The 21,777-nt window shown below is 69.8% G+C and carries 18 protein-coding genes; 6 read left to right on the forward strand and 12 right to left on the reverse strand.

All coding sequences use genetic code 11. The annotated features are described in order from the left end of the window. Positions 1-2: 2 nt before the first annotated feature. On the reverse strand, positions 3-905 hold the full coding sequence (locus tag CKY28_RS08145; protein ID WP_095997856.1) for an ABC transporter ATP-binding protein: 903 nt from the start codon (positions 903-905) through the stop codon (positions 3-5). Positions 906-1,189: 284 nt separating this feature from the next. On the opposite strand from CKY28_RS08145, the gene CKY28_RS08150 reads away from it, so the two are divergent. Both CKY28_RS08150 and CKY28_RS08155 read left to right on the forward strand, forming a co-directional pair. Next, positions 1,190-3,787, forward strand: coding sequence for a TonB-dependent siderophore receptor (locus CKY28_RS08150; protein ID WP_095997857.1), 2,598 nt, complete (start codon positions 1,190-1,192; stop codon positions 3,785-3,787). 10 nt (positions 3,788-3,797) lie between these two features. Next, complete coding sequence (locus CKY28_RS08155) at positions 3,798-5,858, forward strand: hypothetical protein (protein WP_095998559.1); 2,061 nt, start codon at positions 3,798-3,800, stop codon at positions 5,856-5,858. Here the strand turns inward: CKY28_RS08155 and CKY28_RS08160 are convergent. From CKY28_RS08160 to treF, 3 genes are read right to left on the reverse strand one after another with little or no spacing between them, the layout of a single operon-like run. Further along, the gene (locus CKY28_RS08160) at positions 5,833-6,507 is read right to left on the reverse strand and encodes a DUF6445 family protein (protein WP_095997858.1); all 675 of its coding nucleotides are present in this window, start codon (positions 6,505-6,507) and stop codon (positions 5,833-5,835) included. The two genes, CKY28_RS08155 and CKY28_RS08160, sit on opposite strands and share 26 nt — an antisense overlap. Then, positions 6,504-8,033, reverse strand: a complete 1,530-nt coding sequence (locus CKY28_RS08165; protein WP_095997859.1) for a tryptophan halogenase family protein — start codon at positions 8,031-8,033, stop codon at positions 6,504-6,506. The genes CKY28_RS08160 and CKY28_RS08165 overlap by 4 nt, the downstream gene beginning before the upstream one ends. Continuing rightward, positions 8,030-9,601, reverse strand: coding sequence for an alpha,alpha-trehalase TreF (gene treF, locus CKY28_RS08170; RefSeq protein WP_245841719.1), 1,572 nt, complete (start codon positions 9,599-9,601; stop codon positions 8,030-8,032). The genes CKY28_RS08165 and treF overlap by 4 nt, the downstream gene beginning before the upstream one ends. 1,612 nt (positions 9,602-11,213) lie before the next feature. Between treF and CKY28_RS18635 the strand changes: the two genes are divergently transcribed. Then, a complete protein-coding gene (locus CKY28_RS18635) occupies positions 11,214-11,378 on the forward strand; it encodes a hypothetical protein (protein ID WP_176473013.1) in 165 nt (54 codons plus the stop codon). 18 nt (positions 11,379-11,396) lie between these two features. On the opposite strand, the gene CKY28_RS08175 is transcribed toward CKY28_RS18635, so the two are convergent. From CKY28_RS08175 to CKY28_RS08205, 7 genes are read right to left on the reverse strand one after another with little or no spacing between them, the layout of a single operon-like run. Continuing rightward, positions 11,397-11,579 (reverse strand): hypothetical protein, encoded by a 183-nt coding sequence (locus CKY28_RS08175; protein WP_095997861.1) that lies wholly within the window; start codon positions 11,577-11,579, stop codon positions 11,397-11,399. Positions 11,580-11,624: 45 nt separating this feature from the next. Continuing rightward, entirely contained in the window at positions 11,625-13,277 is a 1,653-nt protein-coding gene (locus CKY28_RS08180) for an alkaline phosphatase D family protein (RefSeq protein WP_095998560.1), read from the reverse strand. A 55-nt stretch (positions 13,278-13,332) separates the two neighbouring features. Then, positions 13,333-14,097 carry an exonuclease domain-containing protein gene (locus CKY28_RS08185; protein ID WP_095997862.1) on the reverse strand — a complete coding sequence of 255 codons (765 nt, stop codon included), beginning with the start codon at positions 14,095-14,097 and terminating at the stop codon, positions 13,333-13,335. 28 nt (positions 14,098-14,125) lie between these two features. Further along, complete coding sequence (locus CKY28_RS08190) at positions 14,126-14,596, reverse strand: PH domain-containing protein (RefSeq protein WP_245841720.1); 471 nt, start codon at positions 14,594-14,596, stop codon at positions 14,126-14,128. 33 nt (positions 14,597-14,629) lie between these two features. Continuing rightward, complete coding sequence (pgmG, locus tag CKY28_RS08195; RefSeq protein WP_095997864.1) at positions 14,630-16,000, reverse strand: phosphoglucomutase/phosphomannomutase PgmG; 1,371 nt, start codon at positions 15,998-16,000, stop codon at positions 14,630-14,632. Beyond that, positions 15,997-16,254 carry a DnaJ domain-containing protein gene (locus CKY28_RS08200; protein WP_095997865.1) on the reverse strand — a complete coding sequence of 86 codons (258 nt, stop codon included), beginning with the start codon at positions 16,252-16,254 and terminating at the stop codon, positions 15,997-15,999. The genes pgmG and CKY28_RS08200 overlap by 4 nt, the downstream gene beginning before the upstream one ends. Next, positions 16,251-17,087, reverse strand: coding sequence for a division plane positioning ATPase MipZ (locus tag CKY28_RS08205; RefSeq protein WP_095997866.1), 837 nt, complete (start codon positions 17,085-17,087; stop codon positions 16,251-16,253). The genes CKY28_RS08200 and CKY28_RS08205 overlap by 4 nt, the downstream gene beginning before the upstream one ends. Before the next feature lie 37 nt (positions 17,088-17,124). Between CKY28_RS08205 and panC the strand changes: the two genes are divergently transcribed. Next, the gene (gene panC / locus CKY28_RS08210; protein ID WP_095997867.1) at positions 17,125-18,000 is read left to right on the forward strand and encodes a pantoate--beta-alanine ligase; all 876 of its coding nucleotides are present in this window, start codon (positions 17,125-17,127) and stop codon (positions 17,998-18,000) included. 38 nt (positions 18,001-18,038) lie between these two features. Further along, the gene (locus CKY28_RS08215; protein WP_095997868.1) at positions 18,039-18,335 is read left to right on the forward strand and encodes an SEL1-like repeat protein; all 297 of its coding nucleotides are present in this window, start codon (positions 18,039-18,041) and stop codon (positions 18,333-18,335) included. On the opposite strand, the gene topA is transcribed toward CKY28_RS08215, so the two are convergent. Next, on the reverse strand, positions 18,332-20,869 hold the full coding sequence (topA, locus tag CKY28_RS08220) for a type I DNA topoisomerase (RefSeq protein WP_095997869.1): 2,538 nt from the start codon (positions 20,867-20,869) through the stop codon (positions 18,332-18,334). The two genes, CKY28_RS08215 and topA, sit on opposite strands and share 4 nt — an antisense overlap. Before the next feature lie 261 nt (positions 20,870-21,130). Here topA and CKY28_RS08225 point away from each other — a divergent pair, with 261 nt between their 5' ends. Then, a complete protein-coding gene (locus CKY28_RS08225) occupies positions 21,131-21,343 on the forward strand; it encodes a hypothetical protein (RefSeq protein ID WP_095997870.1) in 213 nt (70 codons plus the stop codon). The last annotated feature ends 434 nt before the right edge of the window (positions 21,344-21,777 follow it).

Consider the following 21,777-nt stretch of genomic DNA (forward strand, 5'->3'; position numbering starts at 1 on the left):
GCTCAGGCCGCCTTGGGAAGGGCGGCGGCGGGGCTGCGGCGCGAGCGCGTGAGCGTCGAGAAATAAACGTCCTCCAGGCCGCCCACCGTGAGCTCGAACCCGTCGCCGGGATGCGTGTCGGACAGCACGTGGATGATCGTGCGCCCGGCGAACAGGCGCGTGGAGATGATCTCGTGGCCCTCGCGGTGCCGCTCCAGTTCGTCGCGGCCGATCGTCTTGGCCCAGACGCGGCCGCGCGTCGCCTCAATCAGCTGGAGCGGCGCGCCTTCGAGCTGGATGCGCCCCGCCGCCAGCACCGCCATGCGCGGGCAGAGGTCGGCGACGTCCTCGACGATGTGCGTCGACAGGATCACCACCACGTTCTCGCCGATCTCGGCGAGGAGGTTGAGGAAGCGGTTGCGTTCCTCCGGGTCCAGCCCCGCGGTGGGCTCGTCGACGATGATGAGCCGGGGGTTGCCGATCAGCGCCTGGGCGATGCCGAAACGCTGCCGCATGCCGCCGGAGAAGCCCGCGATCGCCTTTTTGCGGACGTTCCACAGGTTGGTCTGGTTGAGCAGCGTCTCGACGGTGTCGCGGCGCTCGGACGCGGAGGCTATGCCCTTCAGCACCGCCATGTGGTCCAGCATGTCGTACGCCGACACGCGCGGGTAGACGCCGAAATCCTGCGGCAGATAGCCCAACGTCTCGCGCAACCGCTCCGGCTCCGCGACCACGTCAATGTCGCCGAAAGTGATCCGGCCCGAGGTCGGGGTCTGAAGTGTGGCGACAGTCCGCATCAGCGTCGATTTGCCCGCGCCGTTGGGTCCCAGAAGGCCGAACATGCCCGTCGGAACTACTAAGCTCACATCGTCCAGGGCGCGCGTGCCGTTGGCGTAGACGTGGGTGACGCCGGTCAGTTCGAGCATGTGGTTCCCCCTTGTACCCGATCCACTCTAGCATACGTGTATTAGTTGCATAGGGCGGTACGCGGCTTTTCGGCCGCTACGTGCGGCCGAACTCGAAGCTCAAGGACCTGAGCCATCCGCCCCAGCGATCTATCGGCCGGGACGGCATGAACATCCCTGGCATGTGCGGGAGCGCTTCGTCGCAAGCCCGCCCACAATCGTTTGCTATCGGTTTCGGATCGGATTAACCTGCATCGTACCGATCCACGGCCGCGATCGGAGGGGTATAAGATTTCGGAGGGGACATGATGAGCCAGACCAAGCTGAGCGCGCGCACGGCCCTGCTGCTGAGCGCGTCGCTACTGCCGATCGCGCCGGCGCTGGCGCAGGAAGCGCCGCCCGTGGCGCAGGCGGGCACCCAGGGTCAGACGACCGGCCAAGGTCCCGGCACGCCCGAATCGCCCCAGCCCGTGAGCGAGCAGCCCGTCGACGAGTTCGACCCGCTGACCGAAGTGGTCGTCACAGGACAGACGACGCGCGACCGCCCGCTGATCACCTCGTCGGCCGACATCACCTTCGCCGACCGCGGCGACATCGACCGCCGAGCACCGCGCTCCACCGCCGACCTGCTCGAGCTGGTGCCCGGCATCTTCGTCGAGGGCACGGCGGGCGAGCTGTCCAACAACTACTCGGTGCGCGGCCTACAAGGGGGCGGTCAACGCTTCATCCAGCTGGAGGAGGACGGCTTCCCGATCATCTACCAGGGGGGCGGGGCGGACTTCTTCTTCCAGCAGGATCTGACGATCGACCGGCTGGAAGCGGTCAAGGGCGGCTCGTCGGGCGTGCTCACGGTGAACGGCGCGGGCGCGACCATCAACTTCATCTCGCGCCGCCCGAACTTCACGGAGGAGCAGGGCATCCTGCGTGTGCAGGCGGCCGACTTCGGCCTGAAGCGCGCGGAGTTCTACTATTCGACGCCGCTCGTCGCCGACCAGCTCGCGTTCAACATCGGCGGCTTCGTCCAGAGCAACCCCGGCTTTCGCGAGAACCCGTTCGACTATGACGGCTACCGCCTGAAGGCGATGCTGGAATACCGGTTCGGCGAGGGCGGCTTCTTGAGGTTCACCGGCAAGATCGGCGACATCAAAGCCGCATATTATGCCACACAGCCCTATGCGTTCAATGACGGCGAGCCGGGCGGCATCCCGGGCCTCGATACGCAAAGCGGCAACATCGGCGGCGACGCGTTCACGCGCATCTCGGTGCCCGTGTCGACCTTTGTCGAGGCGGACGGCTTCCGCGATTTCCGTTACTCGGAAGGCGTACGCGTCAAGACCAAGCAGGGCCGCATCGACTTCGAGGCGCCGCTGACCGACTCGATCGACCTGTTCGCGCGCGGCCGCTACCTTGACCTCTCCTACGACTTCAACGGCCTGTTCCCGGGATCGGGCACGGGCAACGCAGGTCTCGCCAGCGCGGTGACGTACCTGACGCCGGGCGCGGCTTCGCCGATCAACGACCTGCTCACCGCGGGCCGCGCGGCATTTCCGACCGCGGCGCGCTTCGGCGTCCGCAACCTGCGCACGGGCGTGGTGCTCGGCTCCAACCAAGCTGCCGAACTCAATGCGCTGAACGGCAACGGCTTCCTGCAGCAGACGACGCTCAACCATGACTTCCAGGAAGGCCACGATTTCGGCGTCAACGCCGGCGCGCGCTGGGAAGCCGATTTCGGCGGCGTCCAGAACTCGCTCACCCTCGGCGTGATCTATTTCGACGTAGCGCGATCGCAGAACCAGTCGGCCACCGCCGCCGTCGTCAACGACGTGCGCACCAACAGCGACATCTACGACATCGTCGCCTTGAACGCCGGCAATCAGGTGATCGGCACGTTGTCGGACAACGGCCTCATCTCCTACGGCAATTGGGGCGCGGGCATACGGCGGCGCGAGGACGAGTCTTTCTCGATCTACGCGAACGACGAGATCGCGATCGGCGACCTGCGCGTGGATGCGGGCATCCGTTGGGAGCAGCTCGACAGCCGCTACGACGAGGGCAACGCCGCCGCGGTGAACCAGCCCGTGCCCGCCGGCGTAGGCGGCGTGGTGCGCACGGTGGGCTTGACGTTCAACGGCACCTTCACGACCGTGGAGCGCGAGCAGGACAAGGTCGCCTGGACGGTGGGCGCGAACTACCTGATCACGCCCAACCTGTCGGTTTACGCCCGTTACGCCGACGGCTTCCAGACCAACAACACGGACCCGATTACGCAGATCGAGCTCTACGAGGCGGGCGTTCGCTTCCAATACGGGCGGGTAATTAGCGCGAGCGCGACTTATTTCGAGACCTACTTTAACGACCAGTTCTACAACTTCATCGACCCGAGCGACCCCACGCGGCAGACGGCGTTCCTCGCGGACCTGCGCACCAAAGGCTTCGAGTTCGACGTCCAGTTCCGGCCCGTCGATTGGTTCCAGATCGACGCGTTCGGTGTGTTCCAGGACCCGACGTTGAACAACCTCAGCCTGAACGGCGTTCCCGACGATACGTTCAACGGCAACCGGCCGGAGCGCACGCCCAAGGAGCTGGTCACCATCTCGCCCATCGTGCGCATTCCGCGCGGGCTGGGCGATATCTTCGCGCGCTTCAAATATGTGGGCGACATCTTCGCCGACTCCGGCAACGGCGTCGCGCTGCCCGACTATTGGGTGACCAGCGCCGGCTTCAACCTGAACCTGACCGAGCGGCTGGAGGTGAACTTCGTGGCGGAGAACATCTTCGACGAGATCGGCCTGACGGAAGGCAACCCGCGCCAAGGCCAGCGGCAGAACATCTCCGACGGATTCTTCTACGCGCGCGGCATCCCTGGGCCCACCTATACGGGCTCCGTGACGTTCAGGTTCTGAGGTGACGACCATGCGGACGGCGGCGCGTCGGCTGCTGGTGGGCGCGCTGCTGCTCGGGTCCGGGGCGGCCGCGCAGGAGGCGGGTCGGCGGCCGGAGTTGGCCTATCAGCTCACCGAAGGGCAGAACATCAACGTCTTCGTGCGCAAAGGCCCGTCCGCCGCGCACATGCTGCTCCGCAACGGCTCGGACCCGCGCATCCTGGTCGCGTTCCCGGCAGGCAATAGCGGGGTGGGGCTGTGGTTCCAGCCCGTGGCCGCGCCCGCCACCTGGACGCTGGACGCGCCGCCGCAGCCGCTGACGCTCGAGGACGGCAAGGGCCGCCCGCTCCACGGCGTGCGTGCGGTCGCGACGGTCGCCGCGCCGAGGCTCCAGGTGAAGGAGGCGGTGCTCTCCAACGTTCGCTACCTGCGCGATTACCAGGCGATCGCGAAATACCCGCCGGAGGTCGCCGCCAAGGCGGTCGCGAGCGCGGACGGCCTGACCTGGGCGCGCGACCGGCTGGACGGTGCGCCCGGCTATCTGCTCCGCTTGCGCGTGCTGGAAGGGCGTGTCGAGGACGGCGCGATCGTCGCGCCCACGAACGGCCGCATCCGGCTGGAGATCATAGCGGCCACGGGCGATCCGCCACTGACCGGCCTGGCCGAGGGCGAACTGCTGAACGAGCGCGCGGCTCCAAACCCCGCCGCGCGCAATGCGCTCCGTTTCCTCAGCTACCGCGAGAAGTTCCTGGCGGGGTCCTGGCGCTTCAACACCTATTTCGGTCGCGACACGCTGATGTCGGTGCGCCTGCTCATGCCCGCGCTCCGGCCCGCGGCGATCGAGGCGGGGCTGAACTCGGTGCTCGCGCGCTTGAACGCCGCGGGCGAGGTCGCGCACGAGGAGGGGATCGGCGAGTTCGCCATCATGGAGCGCCGCCGCGCGAGCGAACGGGGCAACGCGCCCGACCTCGATTACTTCATGGTCGACGACGACTATATGCTCGCGCCCGTGGCGGCGAGCTACCTGCTCGATCGCTCCCCACGCGAGCAGGCGCGGGCGTATCTGGCGCGCTCTATCCCAAGCGAAACGGGTCAGGGCGGCACGGTGCGTGTTGGCGAGGCGATGGTGCGCAATCTCCGCTTCGTGGTGGCCCAAGCGCAGCCTTTCGCCGACCGGCCCGAATGGAGCCGGCTGATCGCGTTCAAGCCGGGCCGCCCCGCGGGCCAGTGGCGCGACAGCCACGAAGGGGTGGGCGGCGGACGCTACGCCTATGACGTCAACGCGGTGTTCGTCCCCGCCGCGCTCGACGCCGCGCGGCGGATGCTCGCGGCGGGGCTGCTCGACCCGTATCTGACGGACGCCGACCGTGCGGCGCTCGGCCAGGCGGCAAGCGCGGCGCAGGTCTGGCGCACCCGTGCGCCCGCGCTGTTCCGCGTGTCGCATCCGGCCGCGGCGGCCACGCCGGCGATCCGCGGCTACGCCCGCACCCTGGGCGTCCCGGCCGAGCCGGGGCTGCAGGCGCTCGGCCGCGGGCCGCTGACGTTCCACGCCATCGCGCTCGACGAGCGGGGGCGGCCGGTGCCGATCATCCACTCGGACGAGAGCTTCGACCTCCTGTTCGGCGAGCCGAGCGCGGCCGATCTCGACACCTATGTCGGCGCGATGATGCGGCCGTTCCCGGCGGGATTGATGACGCCGATCGGCCTACTCGTCGCCAATCCCGCGCTCGCGGGCGATGCGTTGCAGGCGCAGTTCACGCCTGCGCAATATCACGGTGCGGTCGTCTGGTCGTGGCAGCAGGCGCTGCTCGCGGCGGGGCTGGAGCGGCAGCTTGAACGGCGCGACCTGCCGGCCGCGACACGCGCGCGCCTCGAACGGGCGCAGGCGGAGCTGTGGCGCGCGATCGAATCCGCGCGCGCGGTGGCGAACTCGGAGCTCTGGTCCTGGGCGTACGCGCAAGGCCGCTACCAGGTCGTGCCGTTCGGCGCCGGGCGGAAGGACGTGGACGAGTCCAACGCGGCGCAGTTGTGGAGCACGGTGTACCTGGCGGTGCAGCCGCCGGGCGCTACGACGCTTCCAGAAAAGCGGTGATCGTCAATCGCCCGACCGTCGGGTCGGGCGACAGCGCCGAGCCTTCGCTGATCGCGCCGCTGTGGAGCAGCGAGCTCCTGTAGATCAGAGCGCGGTTGTAGCGCGCCTCGGCGTGCGCGAACCGCTCGAACAGCGGCGTGTCGCCCGCGACATAGGCCGGGGGAGGGGGCGAGCGGCGCAGCTCGGCTGCGAGGCGGCCGAAATAGGTCGGCGCGCGCGCCTCGTCGATCGTCTCGAACCCCGTCGAGCGGTGCCGGAAAAAAGCGGTGCCGTCGCCTCCCTCCGGCGACAGATAGTGGACCAGCGCGATCCGGCCCGGTGCGACGGCGTCGACGTGCGGCAGACGCTGCTGCATGGCGAGCTTGTCAGGCGCGGCGGTGACGATCGAGTAGCTCGCGTCGAGCAGGCGCATGCTCCGGGCGCAGCCGAACACCTCGCGCAGCACGGTCGCGATGACGGGCGCCTGAGCGGGCAGGTAGTCGGGTGGGAGCGATGCACGGATGCCGGGATAGTGCCGACCTGCGGGGCCGAAGGACGCGGCAACGGCGGCGGCGCGGAGCGCGTCCGGGTCGGGCGCGAAGCCGTCGACGACGACGAGCGGCTGGAGTTCGCGCCCGATCAGCCGCGCCTTGATGTCGGGTCCGCTCACCGCGCCGTGGCGCGCGCGGGCGTCCCGGCGCCGCCGCCGATGATCTGCGCCACCACCTCGTCGTGCTTGGGCAACGTCGGCGCGGCGCGCGCGACCACAGCCGCGATCTGCTCGAGCTGCGCGCGGTTCGTCGCCGGATCGAGCGTGTCGGCGAGCGGGTTGTAATCCTCCGCCTCGACGCCCTGGCCGTTCAGCACCGCGAGCCAGCTCGCGTCGCGAAACAGGTCGTCGGTGCCGATCATCAGCCGTCCCGACCGCCGATACTGCGCCATCTTCTCGGCCAGCGTGTCGGGGATCGCCATGTGCCGGCAATGCGTCCACAGCGCGTCCGACTTGCCGCTGGTGGCGTGGTAATGGAGGATCAGGAAATCCTTGATGTCGTCCATGTCCGCGCCGAACACCCTGTCGAACCGCCGGGCGAGGCCGGGATCCATGTCGCGGTCGGGGAACAGCGTCAGCAGCTTGGCGATGCCCGACTGGATCAGGTGGATGCTGGTCGACTCGAGCGGCTCCAGGAAGCCGGACGACAGGCCGATCGCGACGACGTTCCCGATCCAGCCGCGCTTGCGCCGCCCCGCGGTGAAGCGGAGGAAGCGCGGCTCCGCCAGCGCCTCGCCGTCCAGCTCGGCGAGAAGCGCCGCCGCCGCTTCATCGTCGGAGATGAACGGGCTCGCGTAGACGTAACCATTGCCCGTGCGATGCTGTAGCGGGATGCGCCATTGCCACCCGGCGGCGCGCGCCGTCGAGCGCGTGTAGGGCGTCGTCTCGGCGACGCGCGCGCAGGGCATCGCGACCGCGCGGTCGCAGGGCAGCCAGTGCGACCATTCGTCATAGCCCGCGCTCATGACTCCCTCGATCAGCAGCGCGCGGAAGCCGGAGCAGTCGATGAACAGGTCGCCCTCCAACCGCTCGCCGCGCTCCGTCGTGAGGGCGGCGATGTGGCCCGTTTCCGGATGGCGCTCGACATCGCGCAGCTTGCCCTCGACGCGCCGTACGCCGTCCGCCTCCGCGAGCGTGCGCAGGTGGCGCGCGTAGAGCCCTGCGTCGAAGTGGTAAGCGTACCCCAGCGTCGACAGGATCGAGCGCGCGTCGCCCTGCGGCTTGGCGAAGCGGTTCTCGTCCGCGAGACGGGTCGCGAGCGAGAAGGCGGAGAGCGGCAGGTCCAGGCCATCGGCGCGCGCCTTCAGCCAGCGATGGTGGAACGAGACCCCCGGCAGCTGCACGCCATAGTGTCCGAAAGGGTGAAAATAACGGTGGCCCGGTCGCGCCCAGTCGACGAACTCGATGCCGAGCTTGAAGCTCGCCTTGGTCGCGCGGAAGAACTCGGCCTCGTCCAACCCGATCAGCTCGTTGAACCAGTGGATCGTCGGTATCGTCGCTTCACCGACGCCCACCGTGCCGATCTCGTCCGACTCGAGCAACGTCACCCGGAGCCGCCGGCCGAAGCTCTTGGCGAGCGCCGTCGTCGTCATCCAACCGGCGGTGCCGCCGCCCAAGATGACCACGCGCTCGATCCGGTCCGTCATCGCGCTACCTCCGCGCGCACCGCCGGGTCGAGGTCGGGATAGCGTTCCAGGAGCGCGCTGGTCACGCCGTTGGTCCAGCCGAACCCGTCCTGCGTCGGATACTCGCCGCCGCCGCCGGGCTTGATCTCCTCCACGTCGTACTTCTCCAGCATGCGGCCCGTTTCGCGATACACCCGACCGACGGTCGCGAGCCAGCGCACGGCCACCTCGCGGGCGAGCGGCTCGTGGCCTGTCCGCGCCAGTCCCTCGACGGCGATCCATTGCAGGGGCGCCCAACCGTTGGGGCGGTCCCATTGCTGGCCGGTGACGACGAGCGTGGTACGCAGGCCGCCGGGCGCCAGCAGGCGCTCGCGCGTCGTCGCGGCGACCGCGCGGGCCTGATCAGCCGAGGCGAGCCCGACGAACAAGGGGTAGAGCGTCGCGGCCGAGAGCACCGTCGTCGGCCCGCGCGCGCTCAGGCTCCAATCGGCGTAGCGGCGCTCGCCCGGCAGCCACAAATAGCGGTCAATCGCCGCGCGCCGCCGGTCGGCGCGGCGGCCGAACTGGGCGGCGCACGCGGCGTCCGCGACCGCGCGGCACCTTTCGGCGATGCGGCGCTCGGCGGCGTAGAGCAGGCTGTTCAGGTCTATGGGCACGATGTCGGTGGTGCGCACGCTCGCCAGCGTGCGCCCGTCGCGGAGCCAGCGCGACGAATAGTCCCACCCGCTCTCCGCGCCCGCGCGCAGGTCGCGGTAGGTCTGCGCCGCCGGCCTGGGCGCCGCCTCGCGCGCGGTCGCGACGTCCTCGGCGTAGGACTCGTCGCGCGGTACGTCGCGATCGTCGCCGTAGCGGTTGAGCAGGCTGCCGTCCGGCATCCGTACCACGCGCGCGCCCTCCATCCAGAAGCCATGCTCGCGCCGCAGCGCCCGGAGCCGCCGCGCCGCCGTCGCCGGCTCCGCGTCGGCACCCAGGTCGAGCATGAGCGCGAAGAAGGGCGGCTGCGAGCGGCTGAGATAGTAGGTTCGCGTGCCGTTCGGGATGCGGCCGTAGCGCTCGACCAGGCTGGTGAAGCCGTCGAGCATGGACTCAACCAGCGTTCCCTGGCCATCGACACGCAGGCCCAGCATGGTGAAGTAGCTGTCCCAATAGTAGATTTCGCGGAAACGCCCGCCGGGCACGACGTAGGGCGCGGGCAGCGCGATCGCGGACCCGCCCGGCTCGGCGGTCTTCGCCGGCCGCGCGAGCGTGGGCCAGAGCCGACGAATGTGCTCGCGCAGAGGCAGGGCGCCAACGTCGTTGACGCCTGGCACGACGAAGTTGGCGAGCACGAAGCGCCGCAGCGCGTCGCCCGCGGGCCGATCGCGCCGGTAATCGGCCATGATCGCCGCGGGCGGGCGCTTAGGGACGACGTCGACGAATGTCTTGCCGTCGGGGAACACGCGCCCGAGCTGCACCGCCCGGAACAGCTCGCCATAGAGGTCGGCGGGCGTGCGCGCCTGCTCGGTCGGCGCGGGCGAGGTCTGGGCCGGCGCGCCAACGGCGGCGCAGGCGATCAGGAGGACGACGGCGTAGGGTATGAAGCGGATCACCGAAACCTCGAGAACGAACGCGCCCGACTCTATCGGCAAGCCGGCGCAAGGGGGAGTGCTTTCCGGCATGGAGCCTACAGGTCGAACGCTCCGCAGCCGCGACGATCGGTGCTATGCTTTCCGCGCGAGGCGAAGATGTTCGCCGTCGTCCCGAGCGGCGCGTCCGCGCCGTCCTGGGCAGGTCCGGAGCCGGCGCTGCGTTAGGCGGTGAGCCCGCCGTCTACGGATAGCGTCGCGCCCGTGATGAACGCGGCCTCCGTAGGACAGGAATGGCGCGATCGGGCCGGGAAAACCCGCGTTGTCGAACAGCAGCGACGAGCCGCGGCCGAGCCGCTCCGCCCCACCGACGCAACGCCCCAGTCCGCCGCGACCGTCACGTCGCCGCGAACCACCGTCGAGCGCCGCGCGCGGCGTTCGACGGCGCGGCCGAGGAAATTGACGGTGGACTCGCGGCCCAGTGCCTCCTCGGACCGGATCGCCTGCGCGACAGGCCGAGTATGAGGTTAGGGACGGTTAGGTGGTCAGACTGACGGACGGCATGCGGCTTATAATTGAGCGCGAAGCGCAGCCCACCCCGCGTACGCAGGCGTAGATCGGCTGACAGGTCGAGCGTTTCGAACCCCACCTCCTCTGCCGCCTTGCGCATGACGCGGGCGAGCAGGGCGGGCGTGGGCCATCCGGCAACGCGGCCATAGAGCACCCTGCGCGAACAAGAGGGCAAGGCCGTGCTCCAGCTTGACGCGCGGCGTCAGCTCGCGTTTGACATGCTCCAGCCCAGCGCTCGACCGTCGCGACGCGGATCGAGAGCGCTTTGCCGGACGCGTCGAGCGGCAGGCCGAGTGAAATCTGTAAGTCGCGCGTGCGGCTCAGAGTGCGCCGTTCCAGCAGAACGACCGCGCCGCTCTCGACGAGGCGGCGGGCGCTACTTCGCCTGCCCGCGGTTGCACGCGGAGATGCACGACATCCGGTGCATTTACCGGCCGCGGTCCGGTCGAACAGCCTTCGCCGGATCCGCGGGCTTCGAAACGCCGGGCAGTCGCACGACGAGCCTCTCGCGGCTGCCGACCTCCGGGCTGTTCTTCCCCAGCGTCGGCTACCTCTTGGACGGTTGGATTCTGCAGACGTGCGCACCGTAAATCGGGACATCGACCCGCGCCTTTTCTCGCGCGAGCTGTTCGCATCGTCCGAGTGGAGCTACAATTTCGGCCCGGTCGCCTTCACCTCGCCGTCCGGCTAACCAGAAGGCGAGGACTGACACGACCGACGACTTCGACCGCTTCGTACCTCACAACCGAGGTCAAGAACTTCCAGTCGGGCGACGAAGGCGACCCCAATGCGATCGCGCCCGGTTCGGTCGTCGCGCGCGACGCCGCGGGCGACCCGCGCCGCACGCCGGGCGGCATCCTGATCAAGGACCTGGCCGAACGAGCTGCCCAACGCCCCAAACTACACGATCAATGTCGGTGCGCAGTATGAGGCGGAGTTCGCGGGCGGGTGGAAGCTGATCCCGCGCGTGGACTAAACCTGGCAGGACCGGTTCTACGGCACGATCTTCAACAAGCCGTCCGACCGGTTCGGCAACTGGAGCCAAACCGACCTCAAGCTCGCGCTGATGTCGCCGAGCAACAAATGGCAGCTGCGCGCCTTCGCCAAGAACGTCGCGGATAATGACGACATCATCCGTATCACGCAGGAGGGACCGCTGGTCGGCCGCTTCCGCTCCATCTACACGCTGGAGCCGCGGACCTACGGCGCGGAGGTAGAGATCCGGTTCTGAGCGCTTCTTCCGCCCGACTCACATCCGGTTGCTGATTGCTACGTCGTTAGCGGTGGTCATGTCGTTCAGCATCGTCCCGTTCTCGCCCATGCTCTCCTCGCTGACGGGCGCGGTGGTGTTGCGCGACAGGCTGTCGTCGCGCGCCTCGCAGGCGGCCAGTCCCAGGACGAGGAGGATCAGGGCGGGGACGCGCGCAGTCATGTCATTCTCCGTGATGAGTGGCGGCCTCCATACGCGTGAGAAGCGTCAGGTGATCCGTTCGACCTGGGCCTCGCCAACCGCGCGCGTCGCGTAGCGCGCGACCGAGCGCGTCGTGAACGGCTTGGCGGTGACGGTGGAGACCGCCTGAAAGTCCGCCACCGCCTGTTCGGGCGTCAGCGTCAGCAACAGGTAGCCTTTGTTGTCTTGATCGCAGAATGCGACCTCCGGGCTCGCCTGCTCGATCAAGGTGCCGATGCCGGGCAGCAGGTCGCCGTAGGAGGGGCTGGTGACCGCGGTCGCGCCGAACTCGGCGGCGACGAGGCGGTCCGACGCGTCGTGGAGGTCGTTGGCCCAGGAGGCGTGACTGTCGCCCGCGAGCACGACGGGGCGGACGCCTGCGCGCGCGAAGCTCTGGTAGAGCCGTTCACGCGCGGGCGGGTAACCGTCCCAGCTGTCGAAGTTGAACGGGAGGCCCGCACGGTACGCCTGGGCGGTCCCCGCGACGCGCGCGCGATAGGCTTCGGGCAGGCGCTCCACTGCGGCGGCGTAGCGCTCGGGACCGAGCTGCTTCTCGAGATCGGGCCCGTTGATCCGCGCCATCAGCACCTGATTGCCCAGCAGCTGCCACGGCTTGCCCGCGCGCTTGGAGCGGGCGAGCGTGGTCTCCAGCCAGCGGCGCTGCCCTTCGCCGAGCAGCTCGCGTTTCGGATCGGCGCGTTCGGCGAGCATGGAGGCGTACTCGTCGGGCGCGGGCGCTGCGCCCTTGGGCGCGACCTGCTCCGACCGGGCGAGGAGGCGCGTCTCGACCATAGCGAGCGTCGCCAAGTCGCCGAACTCGAACGAGCGGTTGATCGCCTCCCAAGGACGGCCGGGCTTGGGATCGCGGATCGGCATCCACTCGAAATAGGCCTGCATGGCCGCGGCCTTACGTGCCTTCCAGTCGCCCTCGGTCGCGGGTTGGTGATTCTGCGCACCGTCGAGCCAGCCGTCGTTGGTGACCTCGTGATCGTCCCAAACCGCGATGGTCGCGGCGCGCGCGTGCATCGCCTGCGCGTCCGGATCGGCCTTCACCTGGGCGTGGCGGGCGCGGTAGTCGGCGAGGGTGACGATCTCGTGGCGCGGCTCGACGATCCGGCCGAGCTTGCGGCCGATCTCCGCGCCGTAGCCGTCCTCGCCATATTCGTAGATGTAGTCGCCCAAGTGCAGCACGACGTCGACGCGCGGCAGGTCGGCGATCGCGCGGTATGCGTTGAAATAGCCGCCCGGGTAGAGCGAGCAGGACGCCACCGCCATCACCAGGTCCGGCGTCGCGCCCACGGGTAAGGTGCGGAAACGCCCTACGGCCGAGCGCACGCCGCCCGGTCCCTCGAACCAGTAATGGTAATCGCGACCGGGCTTCAGTCCTGTCGCCTCCACCTTGACGGTGTAATCGCGCGCGGCGCGGGCGGAGACGCGGCCGGAGCGAACGGGCTCGGCATCTGGCGCGGTCGCGACATGCCAACGGAGCGGCACGTCGGCGGCAGTGTCCCCGGCGGGCGTGGCGCGCGTCCAGATGACCGCGCCGTCCCGCGCCGGATCGCCGCTGGCGATACCGTGATGGAAGTAAGCGGTCGGCGCTTGCGCCGAGCCCATCGAAGGCATCGTCAGCGCGGCACCCGATCCGAGCGTGGCCAAGGCTTGGCGGCGGTTGATCGTCATGAAGCGCACTCCCTCCCCGGACGGGCTAGGATGCGGTGGTGACGCGTCTGTTACGTCAGAGCAACAGCTCTTGCGGCGTGGCGCGGCCGACATGGCCGCCGCTGCGTCGGCGGGCGTACTCGGTCTCGGCGGTGTGGCGCACGTCGGGGTCGCGGTCGGTGAGGAAGCCCGCCAGCGACTCCTCCGTGATCTCGCGCCATTCCTTGCCGCGGTCGGGGCCGTAGCGGACGCGGGGCAGCAGGCCGGGCTCGCGCGACCAGGCGAGGAGCTGGGCCAGGCTCGCCTCGTTCAGCATGTCGCGAAGGTGGTGCGCGGTGACGTACGCGTCGGGAAAGGCGCGGTGGACGGGCAAGCCGCGCTCGTGCTGGAGTCCGTGCGGCTTGCGCCAGTAGCGCAGCACCTGGTTCGAGAAGGCGGGGCTGTCGGGCCAGAGACGGAGCGCGCACTTCCAGGTGCATACCCACTCGGCGTTCCGGGTGAGCGACGGGGTGCAATATTGCTGCTCGAAATCGGCGCGGTGCGCGGCGAGCGCGAGACGCCGGGGCCAGGGATCGAGCACGGGCCGCGCCACGTCGTGCCACCAGGGCGCGTCCGCCACGTCCTCGTCGCGGATATGGTGAACCGCCTGCGTGATCGGCGGGATCGGCCGGCCCGGGTTGACGAGGATGTTGCCCCCGTCGCCGTGGAGCTCCCAGCGGCCGTCCTCGCCCAAGGCGACATCCTGCCAGCCGATCTCGCACACCGCATGGGCGGGTGGCGCGTTGCCGGTGGTCTCTAGGTCGATGACGCGGACGATCTGGGGCTGGGACGCGGGACGCATTGCGTCCGATATGGGCGTCGCCGCGGGATTATCCAGCCAGCGCGGGCGTTCCCACGGGATCCATGTCGAGCTCGCGCACGCCGCGGCGCTGGCGGGCGCGCTCGACCAGGCCGCGCAGCCCCTCGCGCCGGTCGCGCGCCATGGGCACGTCGCGCAGAACGAACGCGCCGCCCACGGTGGACGGGTCGGACGAGGTCAGCGCGATGGTGCCGATGTCGACCATCTGGTTGAGCAGCGAATATTCCAGCCGCACGTCCTTGATGCGGTAGAGCTCGATCTCGTCCACCGTCTTGATCAGGATGCCGCGGCGGATGATGAGCCGCTGGTCGGTGACCTCGTAGCTGCTGCTGAAGTTCCGGAGCCAGCGCCAGCCCAGGATCAGCAGGCCCACGCCCACGAAGCAGAGCAGCAGCGTGCCCCAGCCGGCGAAGCTGCCGAACAGCCATCGCGCGGTCGAAGACCGGAAGCTGTCGATCGCGCGTTCGTGCGGGTAGGTCATGGTGATGACAGGGTAATTAGGGCCGCGGGGGTGTCAATCGGGTCGCGTAACGCCGCTCGCGGCGAGCTCGGCGTCGACCTGCGCCATGAGGCGAGTGAGCGCGGCGTCGTCGCGGGCCTCGGCGCGGACCGTCAGCAGCGCCTCGGTGTTGGACGCGCGGAGCAGCCACCAGCCGTCGGGCGTGGTCACGCGCGCCCCGTCGACCAGGTCGACTTCAGCGCCCTGCGATTTGAGCCGGTCGATGACCTCGTCCACGATGCGCAAACGGCGGATCGGGTCGACGGGGAAGCGCAGCTCCGGCGTGCTGACGTATCGGGGCAGCGCATCCACCAGCTCGGCGAGCGGACGGCCCGTCTCCGCCATGACCTCCAGCAGGCGCACGGCGGCGTATTGCGCGTCGTCGAAGCCGTACCAGCGGTGCGCGAAGAAGATATGACCCGACAGCTCGCCCGCGACCGGCGCGTCTTCGTCGAGCATCTTGGATTTGATGGAGCTGTGGCCCGACTTCCACATCAGGGGGCGACCGCCCAGCGCCTCCACGCGGTCGAACAAGGCGGCGGACGACTTCACGTCGGCGATGACGGTGGCTCCCGGCCGGTCGCGCAGCACGGGCTCGGCGAGGATCGCGAGCAGCAGGTCGGCGCGCACCGCCCGCCCGCGCCCGTCCACCGCACCGATGCGGTCGCCGTCGCCGTCGAAGGCGAAGCCGCAGTCGAGCCCATACTCCAGCACCGCGCGGCGCAGGTCGGCGAGGTTGGCCTCGACGCTGGGGTCGGGGTGGTGGTTGGGGAAGCGGCCGTCGATCCGCGTGTGGAGCAGGCGGTGCTCGCCCGGCAGGCGCGTCGCGAGCCGCTCGACGACGGGCCCCGCCGCGCCGTTTCCGGCGTCCCAGGCGACGCGGAAGGGCCGGCCGCGATGGTGGACGAGCAGGCGGTCGACATAGGCGTCGCAGATCTCGGCCTCGCCCACCGAGCCCGAACCGCTCGTCCAATCGCCCGCGGCGGCCAGCCTCGCGAGGTCGAGGATGTCGGGGCCGAAGAAGGACTGGTGGCGCAGCTTGAGCTTGAAGCCGTTATGGTGGACGGGGTTGTGGCTGCCGGTCACCTGCACGCCGCCGTCCACGCCCAGCGTCGCCTCGGCGTAGTAGAGCATGGGCGTGGGGCCGAGGCCGACGCGGACCACGTCGACGCCGCCTTCGCTTAGGCCGCGGACGAGCGCGGCTTCCAGGTCGGGCGAGGAGAGGCGGCCGTCACGGCCGACCGCGACCGAGCGGCCGTTGACGCGGCGCACGCGGGTCGCAAAGCTGCGGCCGACCGCGTAGGCATCACCGAGTCCGAGCCGGTCGCCCACGGGGCCGCGGACGTCGTACTCGCGCAGGATGGACGGGTCGAGGCGATGCGTCAGGTGCGCCGCCCCAGCAGGAGGTCACGTGCGGCGTTGATGCGGCGGGTAAGGTCCGCGGAGCCGCCGCGGTCGGGGTGGACGCCCGCGATCAGGCGCCGGTGCGCGGCGCGGATCGCGTCGGCGTCGGCGTCCTCCGCCACGCCCAGCACCGCGCGCGCCTCCGCCCGGTCGCGAAGCGCGCGGTGCTTGGCCGCGGGTTTGCGGAGCAGGAACCACACCGCCCAGATGACCAGGGCGGCGACGATCCATTTCATGCGGCGGCTTCGGCCAGCGCTGGCGCGCCCAGCTCCGGCAGCTGGAGCGCCGCCATCATCTCGCGCAGCTCCTGGCGAGCGGCGACGTGGGAGAGGCCCATCGAGCCGAACTCCTTGGAGTCGATCATGGTGAGGCCGGCGGGGAAGAGCTCACGGTAGATGACGCGTTCGCCGAGGCCGGGGATGATGCGGAAGCCGACGCGCTTGGCGAGCTCGGTCAGCGCGTCCGACACGCGCCGCATGTTGCGCGCCTCGATGTGCTGGAGGCGGTTCCTCAGCACGACCCAGTCGATGGTGGTGCCGTCGGCGCGCGCGCGCTGCTTGCGGGCGTCCCAGATGAGCTCGGCGTAGAAGCTCGGGCGCGTGACCTTGAACGTTTCCGGGTCTACCTGGCCGATCAGGTCGAAGTCGACGAAGCTGTCGTTCATGGGCGTGACCAGCGTGTTCGACAGCGCGGCGGCGATGCGGGCGAAGGGGTCGTCGCGGCCGGGGGTGTCGACGACGAAGAAATCCGCGCCGTCCGCCATCTCGTGCCACAAACGCTCGAACACCGCGTCCGTGTGGCCGTCGTGCGTGGCGTGGCGCGGCATGGGCAGGTCGGTGCCCGTGCGCCTGATCGTGGCCGCGCGGTTGTCGAGGTAGCGGCCGACGGTGCGCTGGCGGTGGTCCAAGTCGAGGCACGACACGCGCGCGCCCTTGGCGGCGAGCGCGATGGCGACGTGCACCGCGGTGGTCGACTTGCCGGTGCCGCCCTTCTCGTTGGCGAACACGATGATGTGCGGGCTGCTCACGTCCTGTGAAAACCTTGGTTGATCGGTCCTTATCGGCTCCATAGAGCCGCGCGGTCGAACGAACGAGAGGTTTTTACACGTGCAGACCGTCCGCACCCTCCACGCGCTCCGCGAAGCGGTGGCGGAGTTCCGCGCAGAGGGCGCGCGCGTGGCGCTGGTGCCGACCATGGGGGCGCTGCACGCAGGCCATATGGCGCTGATCGAGGCGGCGCGGGGGCCGGGCGTGCGCGTGGTCGCGTCGATTTTCGTCAATCCCAAGCAGTTCGGGCCGAACGAGGATCTGGCGCGCTATCCGCGGCGGGAGGCGGGCGACGCACGCATGCTGGCCGAGCATGGCTGCGACCTGCTCTGGGCGCCGGCGGTCGAGGAGATGTACCCGGACGGCTTCGCGACGACGGTGTCAGTGGCGGGCGGGCTGACGGACGTGCTCGACGGGGCCGCGCGGCCGGGGCATTTCGACGGCGTCGCGACCGTGGTCCTCAAGCTGTTCAATCAGGTGCGCCCGGATGTCGCCTATTTCGGCGAGAAGGACTGGCAACAGCTCGCCGTAGTCCGGCGCATGGCGGCGGATCTGGACTGCGGCGTGGAGATCGTGGGCGTGCCGACGCAGCGCGAGGATGACGGGCTCGCGCTGTCGTCGCGCAACATCTATCTCGACGAGGGCGAGCGCGCCCGCGCGCTGGCGCTGCCGCGCGCGCTGGGCGTGGCGGCGCGGGCGATCGGGCGGGGTGAGCCGGCGGACGCCGCGCTGGCGGACGCGCGGGGGGCGTTGGAGAGCGCGGGGTTCGACGTCGATTACGTGGCGCTGGTCGATGCGGAGACGCTGGGCGAGGCGGACGCGGGCAGGCCGCGGCGGCTGCTGGCGGCGGCGCGGATCGGGACGACGCGGCTCATCGACAACGTGGCCGTCGAAGAAGTTCAACGCGTTAACCTTTCGGTGACCATGTTCGGGTGAAAGTCGAGTCGTCACAGGCAAGTGACGGGGGGCTTCACATGGGCAACAGCCTGAAGAGCGCGAATTTTCTGATGGAGAGCCGGTTGCGGGACGCGGCGCGCGGGGACGCGCACGCCTTCTACGACCTGGGTGTGATCTATTCGACCGGCACCGGCGGCGCGGACCTCGACCTGATCGAGGCGCACAAGTGGTTCAACCTCGCCGCGGTGGCGGGGCTGGAGCCAGCCCAGGCGGCGCGCGCGGAGATCGCGGAGGATATGTCCGCCCGCGAGATCGCCGAAGCGCAGCGCCAAGCACGGGCTTGGCTCGGCATGACCAGAGCCCGAGCCGCCTAACTCTTCTTCACGGCCGGCTTCTTCGCCGCCGCCTTCTTCGGTGCGGCCTTCTTGGCTGGCGCTTTCTTCTTTCCCTTAGCCGGCGCGGCCGCCGCTCTCGCGTCGAGGAGCTGCGCGGCTTCCTCCAGCGTCAGCTGGGCGGGTTCGACCGTCTTGGGCAGCGTGGCATTGGTGGTGCCGTCCGTCACGTAGGGGCCGTAGCGGCCCTCCATCAGCTTGATCTCGGCCTCGGTGCGCGGGTGTGCGCCTAGTACGCGCAGGGGCTCGCGCGCCTGCCCGCGCTGCGGACGGCCGCCGCTGGCCGCTGCCTCGGCGAGCTTGACGACGGCGGCGTTCATGCCTGTCTCGAACACCTCGGCGGTCGAGGTCAGGCGGGCGTATTTGCCGCTGTGCGCGAGGTACGGGCCGTAGCGGCCGATCGACGCCGTGATCTCCTCGCCCGTCTCCGGATGTTTGCCGATCGTGCGCGGGAGGCTGAGCAGCTTGAGCGCCAGCTCCAGGTCGAGTTCGCCCGCGTCCTTGGGGATCGAGGCGCGCTTGGCGTCCTTGCCTTCGCCGAGCTGGATGTACGGGCCGAAGCGGCCCGCCTTGCGCTCGACGAGCAGGCCGGTGGCGGGATCGACGCCCAGCGTCTCCGGGCCGGTGTCCTCGCCGGCGGCCCCGCCCGCCTGGGCGAAACGGCGGGTGAACTTGCATTCCGGGTAGTTGGAGCAGGCGATGAACACGCCGAAGCGGCCGCCTCGAAGCGACAGTCGTCCTTCGTTGCAGTTGGGGCAGAGTCTGGGGTCCGCTCCGTCGGCGCGCTCGGGGAAGAGGAACGGTTCGAGGAACTGGTCGAGTGCGGCGGTGATGTCGCTCGGCTTCTGCTCCATCACGTCCGCGGTGCGCGGCTTGAAGTCGCGCCAGAAGGCGTCGAGCACCGCCTGCCACTGGGCGCGGCCGCCCGACACCTCGTCGAGCTCGTCCTCGAGCTCGGCGGTGTAGTCGTACGCCACGTAGCGTTCGAAGAAGCGCTCCAGGAACGCGGTCACCAGGCGGCCGCTCTCCTCGGCGAAGAAGCGGTTCTTCTCCGTGCGGACATATTCGCGGTCCTTCAGCGTCTTGATGATCGACGCGTAGGTGGAGGGGCGGCCGATGCCGAGCTCCTCCATGCGCTTGACGAGCGAGGCTTCGGAGAAGCGGGGCGGGGGCTGGGTGAAGTGCTGCTCGGCGTCGACGCCCTGCTTGGCGGGCGCGTCGCCCTCGCGCAGGCGCGGCAGGCGGCGGGAGTCTTCATCACCCTCATCGTCGCGGCCTTCCTCATAGAGCGCGAGATAGCCGGGGAAGAGCACCACCTGGCCGGTGGCGCGCAGCACGTGGCGGCCGGTGCCGTCGGCGAGGTCGATCGTGGTGCGCTCGAGCCGCGCGGACGCCATCTGCGACGCCAGCGCGCGCTTCCAGATGAGCTCGTAAAGGCGGGCGTGGTCGCCGCTCCCTACCCGGTCGCGGCCGAAGTCGGTGGGGCGAATCGCCTCGTGCGCCTCCTGCGCGTTCTTGGCCTTGGTCTGGTACTGGCGCGGTTTGTCGGGGACGTAGTGCGCGTCGTAGCGGTCGGCGACCGCGCGGCGCGCGGCGCTGATCGCCGAGCCGTCCATCTGGACGCCGTCGGTGCGCATATAGGTGATGGCGCCGTCCTCGTAGAGCTGCTGCGCGATTCGCATCGTGTGGTCGGCGGAGAAGCCGAGCTTGCGCGCCGCCTCCTGCTGGAGCGTGGAGGTGGTGAAGGGCGGCGGCGGGTTGCGCGTCGCGGGCCTGGTCTCGACCGACTGGACGGAGAAGCGGCCAGCCTCGACGTCGGCCTTGGCGCGCATGGCGGTGCCCTGGTCGCCGATCGACAGGCGGTCGAGCTTGTCGCCGTTCCACGTGCTCAGCCGCGCCTGGAAGGGCGTGCCGTCCTGCTCGAATCGGGCGGTGACCGACCAATACTCCTGCGCCTTGAAGCGCTCGATCTCCCGCTCGCGCTCGACGATGAGGCGCAAGGCCACCGACTGGACGCGGCCCGCCGACTTGGCGCCGGGCAGCTTGCGCCACAGCACGGGCGAGAGGGTGAAGCCGACGAGATAGTCGAGCGCGCGCCTGGCCTTGTAGGCGTCGATCAGGTCCTGGTCGAGCTCGCGGGGCCTAGCCATCGCCTCGGTGACGGCCTGCTTGGTGATGGCGTTGAACGTGACGCGCTGGACGTCCTTGGGCAGCGCCTTGCGCCCGCGCAGCACCTCCTGGACGTGCCAGGAGATCGCCTCGCCCTCGCGGTCGGGGTCGGTGGCGAGGATCAGCCGCTCCGCGTGCTTAGCCTCGTCGGCGATGGCGCGGAGCTGCTTGGCCTTGTCGGCGTAGTTCTCCCACTCCATCGCGAACCCTTCGTCCGGGTTTACCGACCCGTCCTTGGGCGGCAGGTCGCGGACATGGCCGTAGGAGGCGAGCACGCGGTAGTCGCGGCCGAGATACTTTTCGATGGTTTTGGCCTTGGCGGGCGATTCGACGATGACGAGCTGCATGGGGTGTTTTGGGCGTCCTTACGTGTACGCGCGAGGGTGGGGAGCCGGCGACGGCGGCGTCAAGCGGCGGGGCGAAGGTAACGAAGGTAAGCGGGCGTCGGCGCGAAATCACGACGAACCGTTGCGACGGGGCCGGGTCGATCGCGGAACGACCTTGTCCCACGGTTCGCCGCAAACCGTCTTTTCGCGGCCTGGCCGGGGCGGCTAAACCCTGGGCCACGCGGGTGGGGGGCCATCAGCGGCGAGTGCGTGTCGAAGTCCATGAGTACGAAGTTCGATCCCGAACACCTCCTGGCGGCCGAGCGGGCCGAGGCGGATGCGCGGCAGGCGATCGGCAGGGCGAAGCGGATCGTCAAGCGCTCGCGCGACCTGCTGTTGGGCCGGCATGTGGGTTCCGAGCCGATCGGCGGCGGAACGGAGCCGATCGACGGACGTCGCGGCGCGGGCGAGTCGGCGGTTGACGCGGCCGAGTAGGGTTCGACCGGCCGGCCGAAGTTTACGGACGTTGAGGCGTGGACGCTTACTGTGGCCGCTTGCGCCCGCGACGCCGCCGCGACGCGTCCGGAACGCGACGGTGAAGCGACGCCGGGGCGACCGGCGCGCGACGACGGCGCGACACGGAGGCGACACGGCCGCGCCGCCCGCGCGTCCGTGTCGCGGCACGTTTGTACCTCGACGCGCCGCGTGAGCGACGCACGCAAGGCGGGATTGAAGCGGCGGGAGCGGGGCTCCCGTGTCGAGTCGGGCCGGTGCATGCGCGGACGCTGGCACGGGTCGATGCTTGTAGGACAGGGGAGTGTGAGACGAAAAGAGAGCGTCCGCAATGGGTGGAAAGCGGACGCAACTCGCGCAGCATTCGGTTTGGCTATAGTGTAGCCGATCAGCACGGACCGTGCCAGAAAACATCC

The sequence above is a fragment of the Sphingomonas lenta genome, assembly GCF_002288825.1.
Lineage (GTDB): Bacteria > Pseudomonadota > Alphaproteobacteria > Sphingomonadales > Sphingomonadaceae > Sphingomonas > Sphingomonas lenta.

Bases quoted from the DNA above. Each gene is read 5' to 3' on its own strand.
- CKY28_RS08145 (WP_095997856.1), bottom strand. From the start codon at position 905: ATGCTCGAACTGACCGGCGTCACCCACGTCTACGCCAACGGCACGCGC.
- CKY28_RS08215 (WP_095997868.1), top strand. From the start codon at position 18,039: ATGGGCAACAGCCTGAAGAGCGCGAATTTTCTGATGGAGAGCCGGTTG.
- CKY28_RS18635 (WP_176473013.1), top strand. From the start codon at position 11,214: ATGTCGCCGAGCAACAAATGGCAGCTGCGCGCCTTCGCCAAGAACGTC.
- CKY28_RS08175 (WP_095997861.1), bottom strand. From the start codon at position 11,579: ATGACTGCGCGCGTCCCCGCCCTGATCCTCCTCGTCCTGGGACTGGCC.
- CKY28_RS08190 (WP_245841720.1), bottom strand. From the start codon at position 14,596: ATGACCTACCCGCACGAACGCGCGATCGACAGCTTCCGGTCTTCGACC.
- CKY28_RS08200 (WP_095997865.1), bottom strand. From the start codon at position 16,254: ATGAAATGGATCGTCGCCGCCCTGGTCATCTGGGCGGTGTGGTTCCTG.
- CKY28_RS08180 (WP_095998560.1), bottom strand. From the start codon at position 13,277: ATGACGATCAACCGCCGCCAAGCCTTGGCCACGCTCGGATCGGGTGCC.
- topA (WP_095997869.1), bottom strand. From the start codon at position 20,869: ATGCAGCTCGTCATCGTCGAATCGCCCGCCAAGGCCAAAACCATCGAA.
- CKY28_RS08205 (WP_095997866.1), bottom strand. From the start codon at position 17,087: ATGGAGCCGATAAGGACCGATCAACCAAGGTTTTCACAGGACGTGAGC.
- CKY28_RS08165 (WP_095997859.1), bottom strand. From the start codon at position 8,033: ATGACGGACCGGATCGAGCGCGTGGTCATCTTGGGCGGCGGCACCGCC.
- CKY28_RS08185 (WP_095997862.1), bottom strand. From the start codon at position 14,097: ATGCGTCCCGCGTCCCAGCCCCAGATCGTCCGCGTCATCGACCTAGAG.
- CKY28_RS08155 (WP_095998559.1), top strand. From the start codon at position 3,798: ATGCGGACGGCGGCGCGTCGGCTGCTGGTGGGCGCGCTGCTGCTCGGG.
- CKY28_RS08225 (WP_095997870.1), top strand. From the start codon at position 21,131: ATGAGTACGAAGTTCGATCCCGAACACCTCCTGGCGGCCGAGCGGGCC.
- CKY28_RS08150 (WP_095997857.1), top strand. From the start codon at position 1,190: ATGATGAGCCAGACCAAGCTGAGCGCGCGCACGGCCCTGCTGCTGAGC.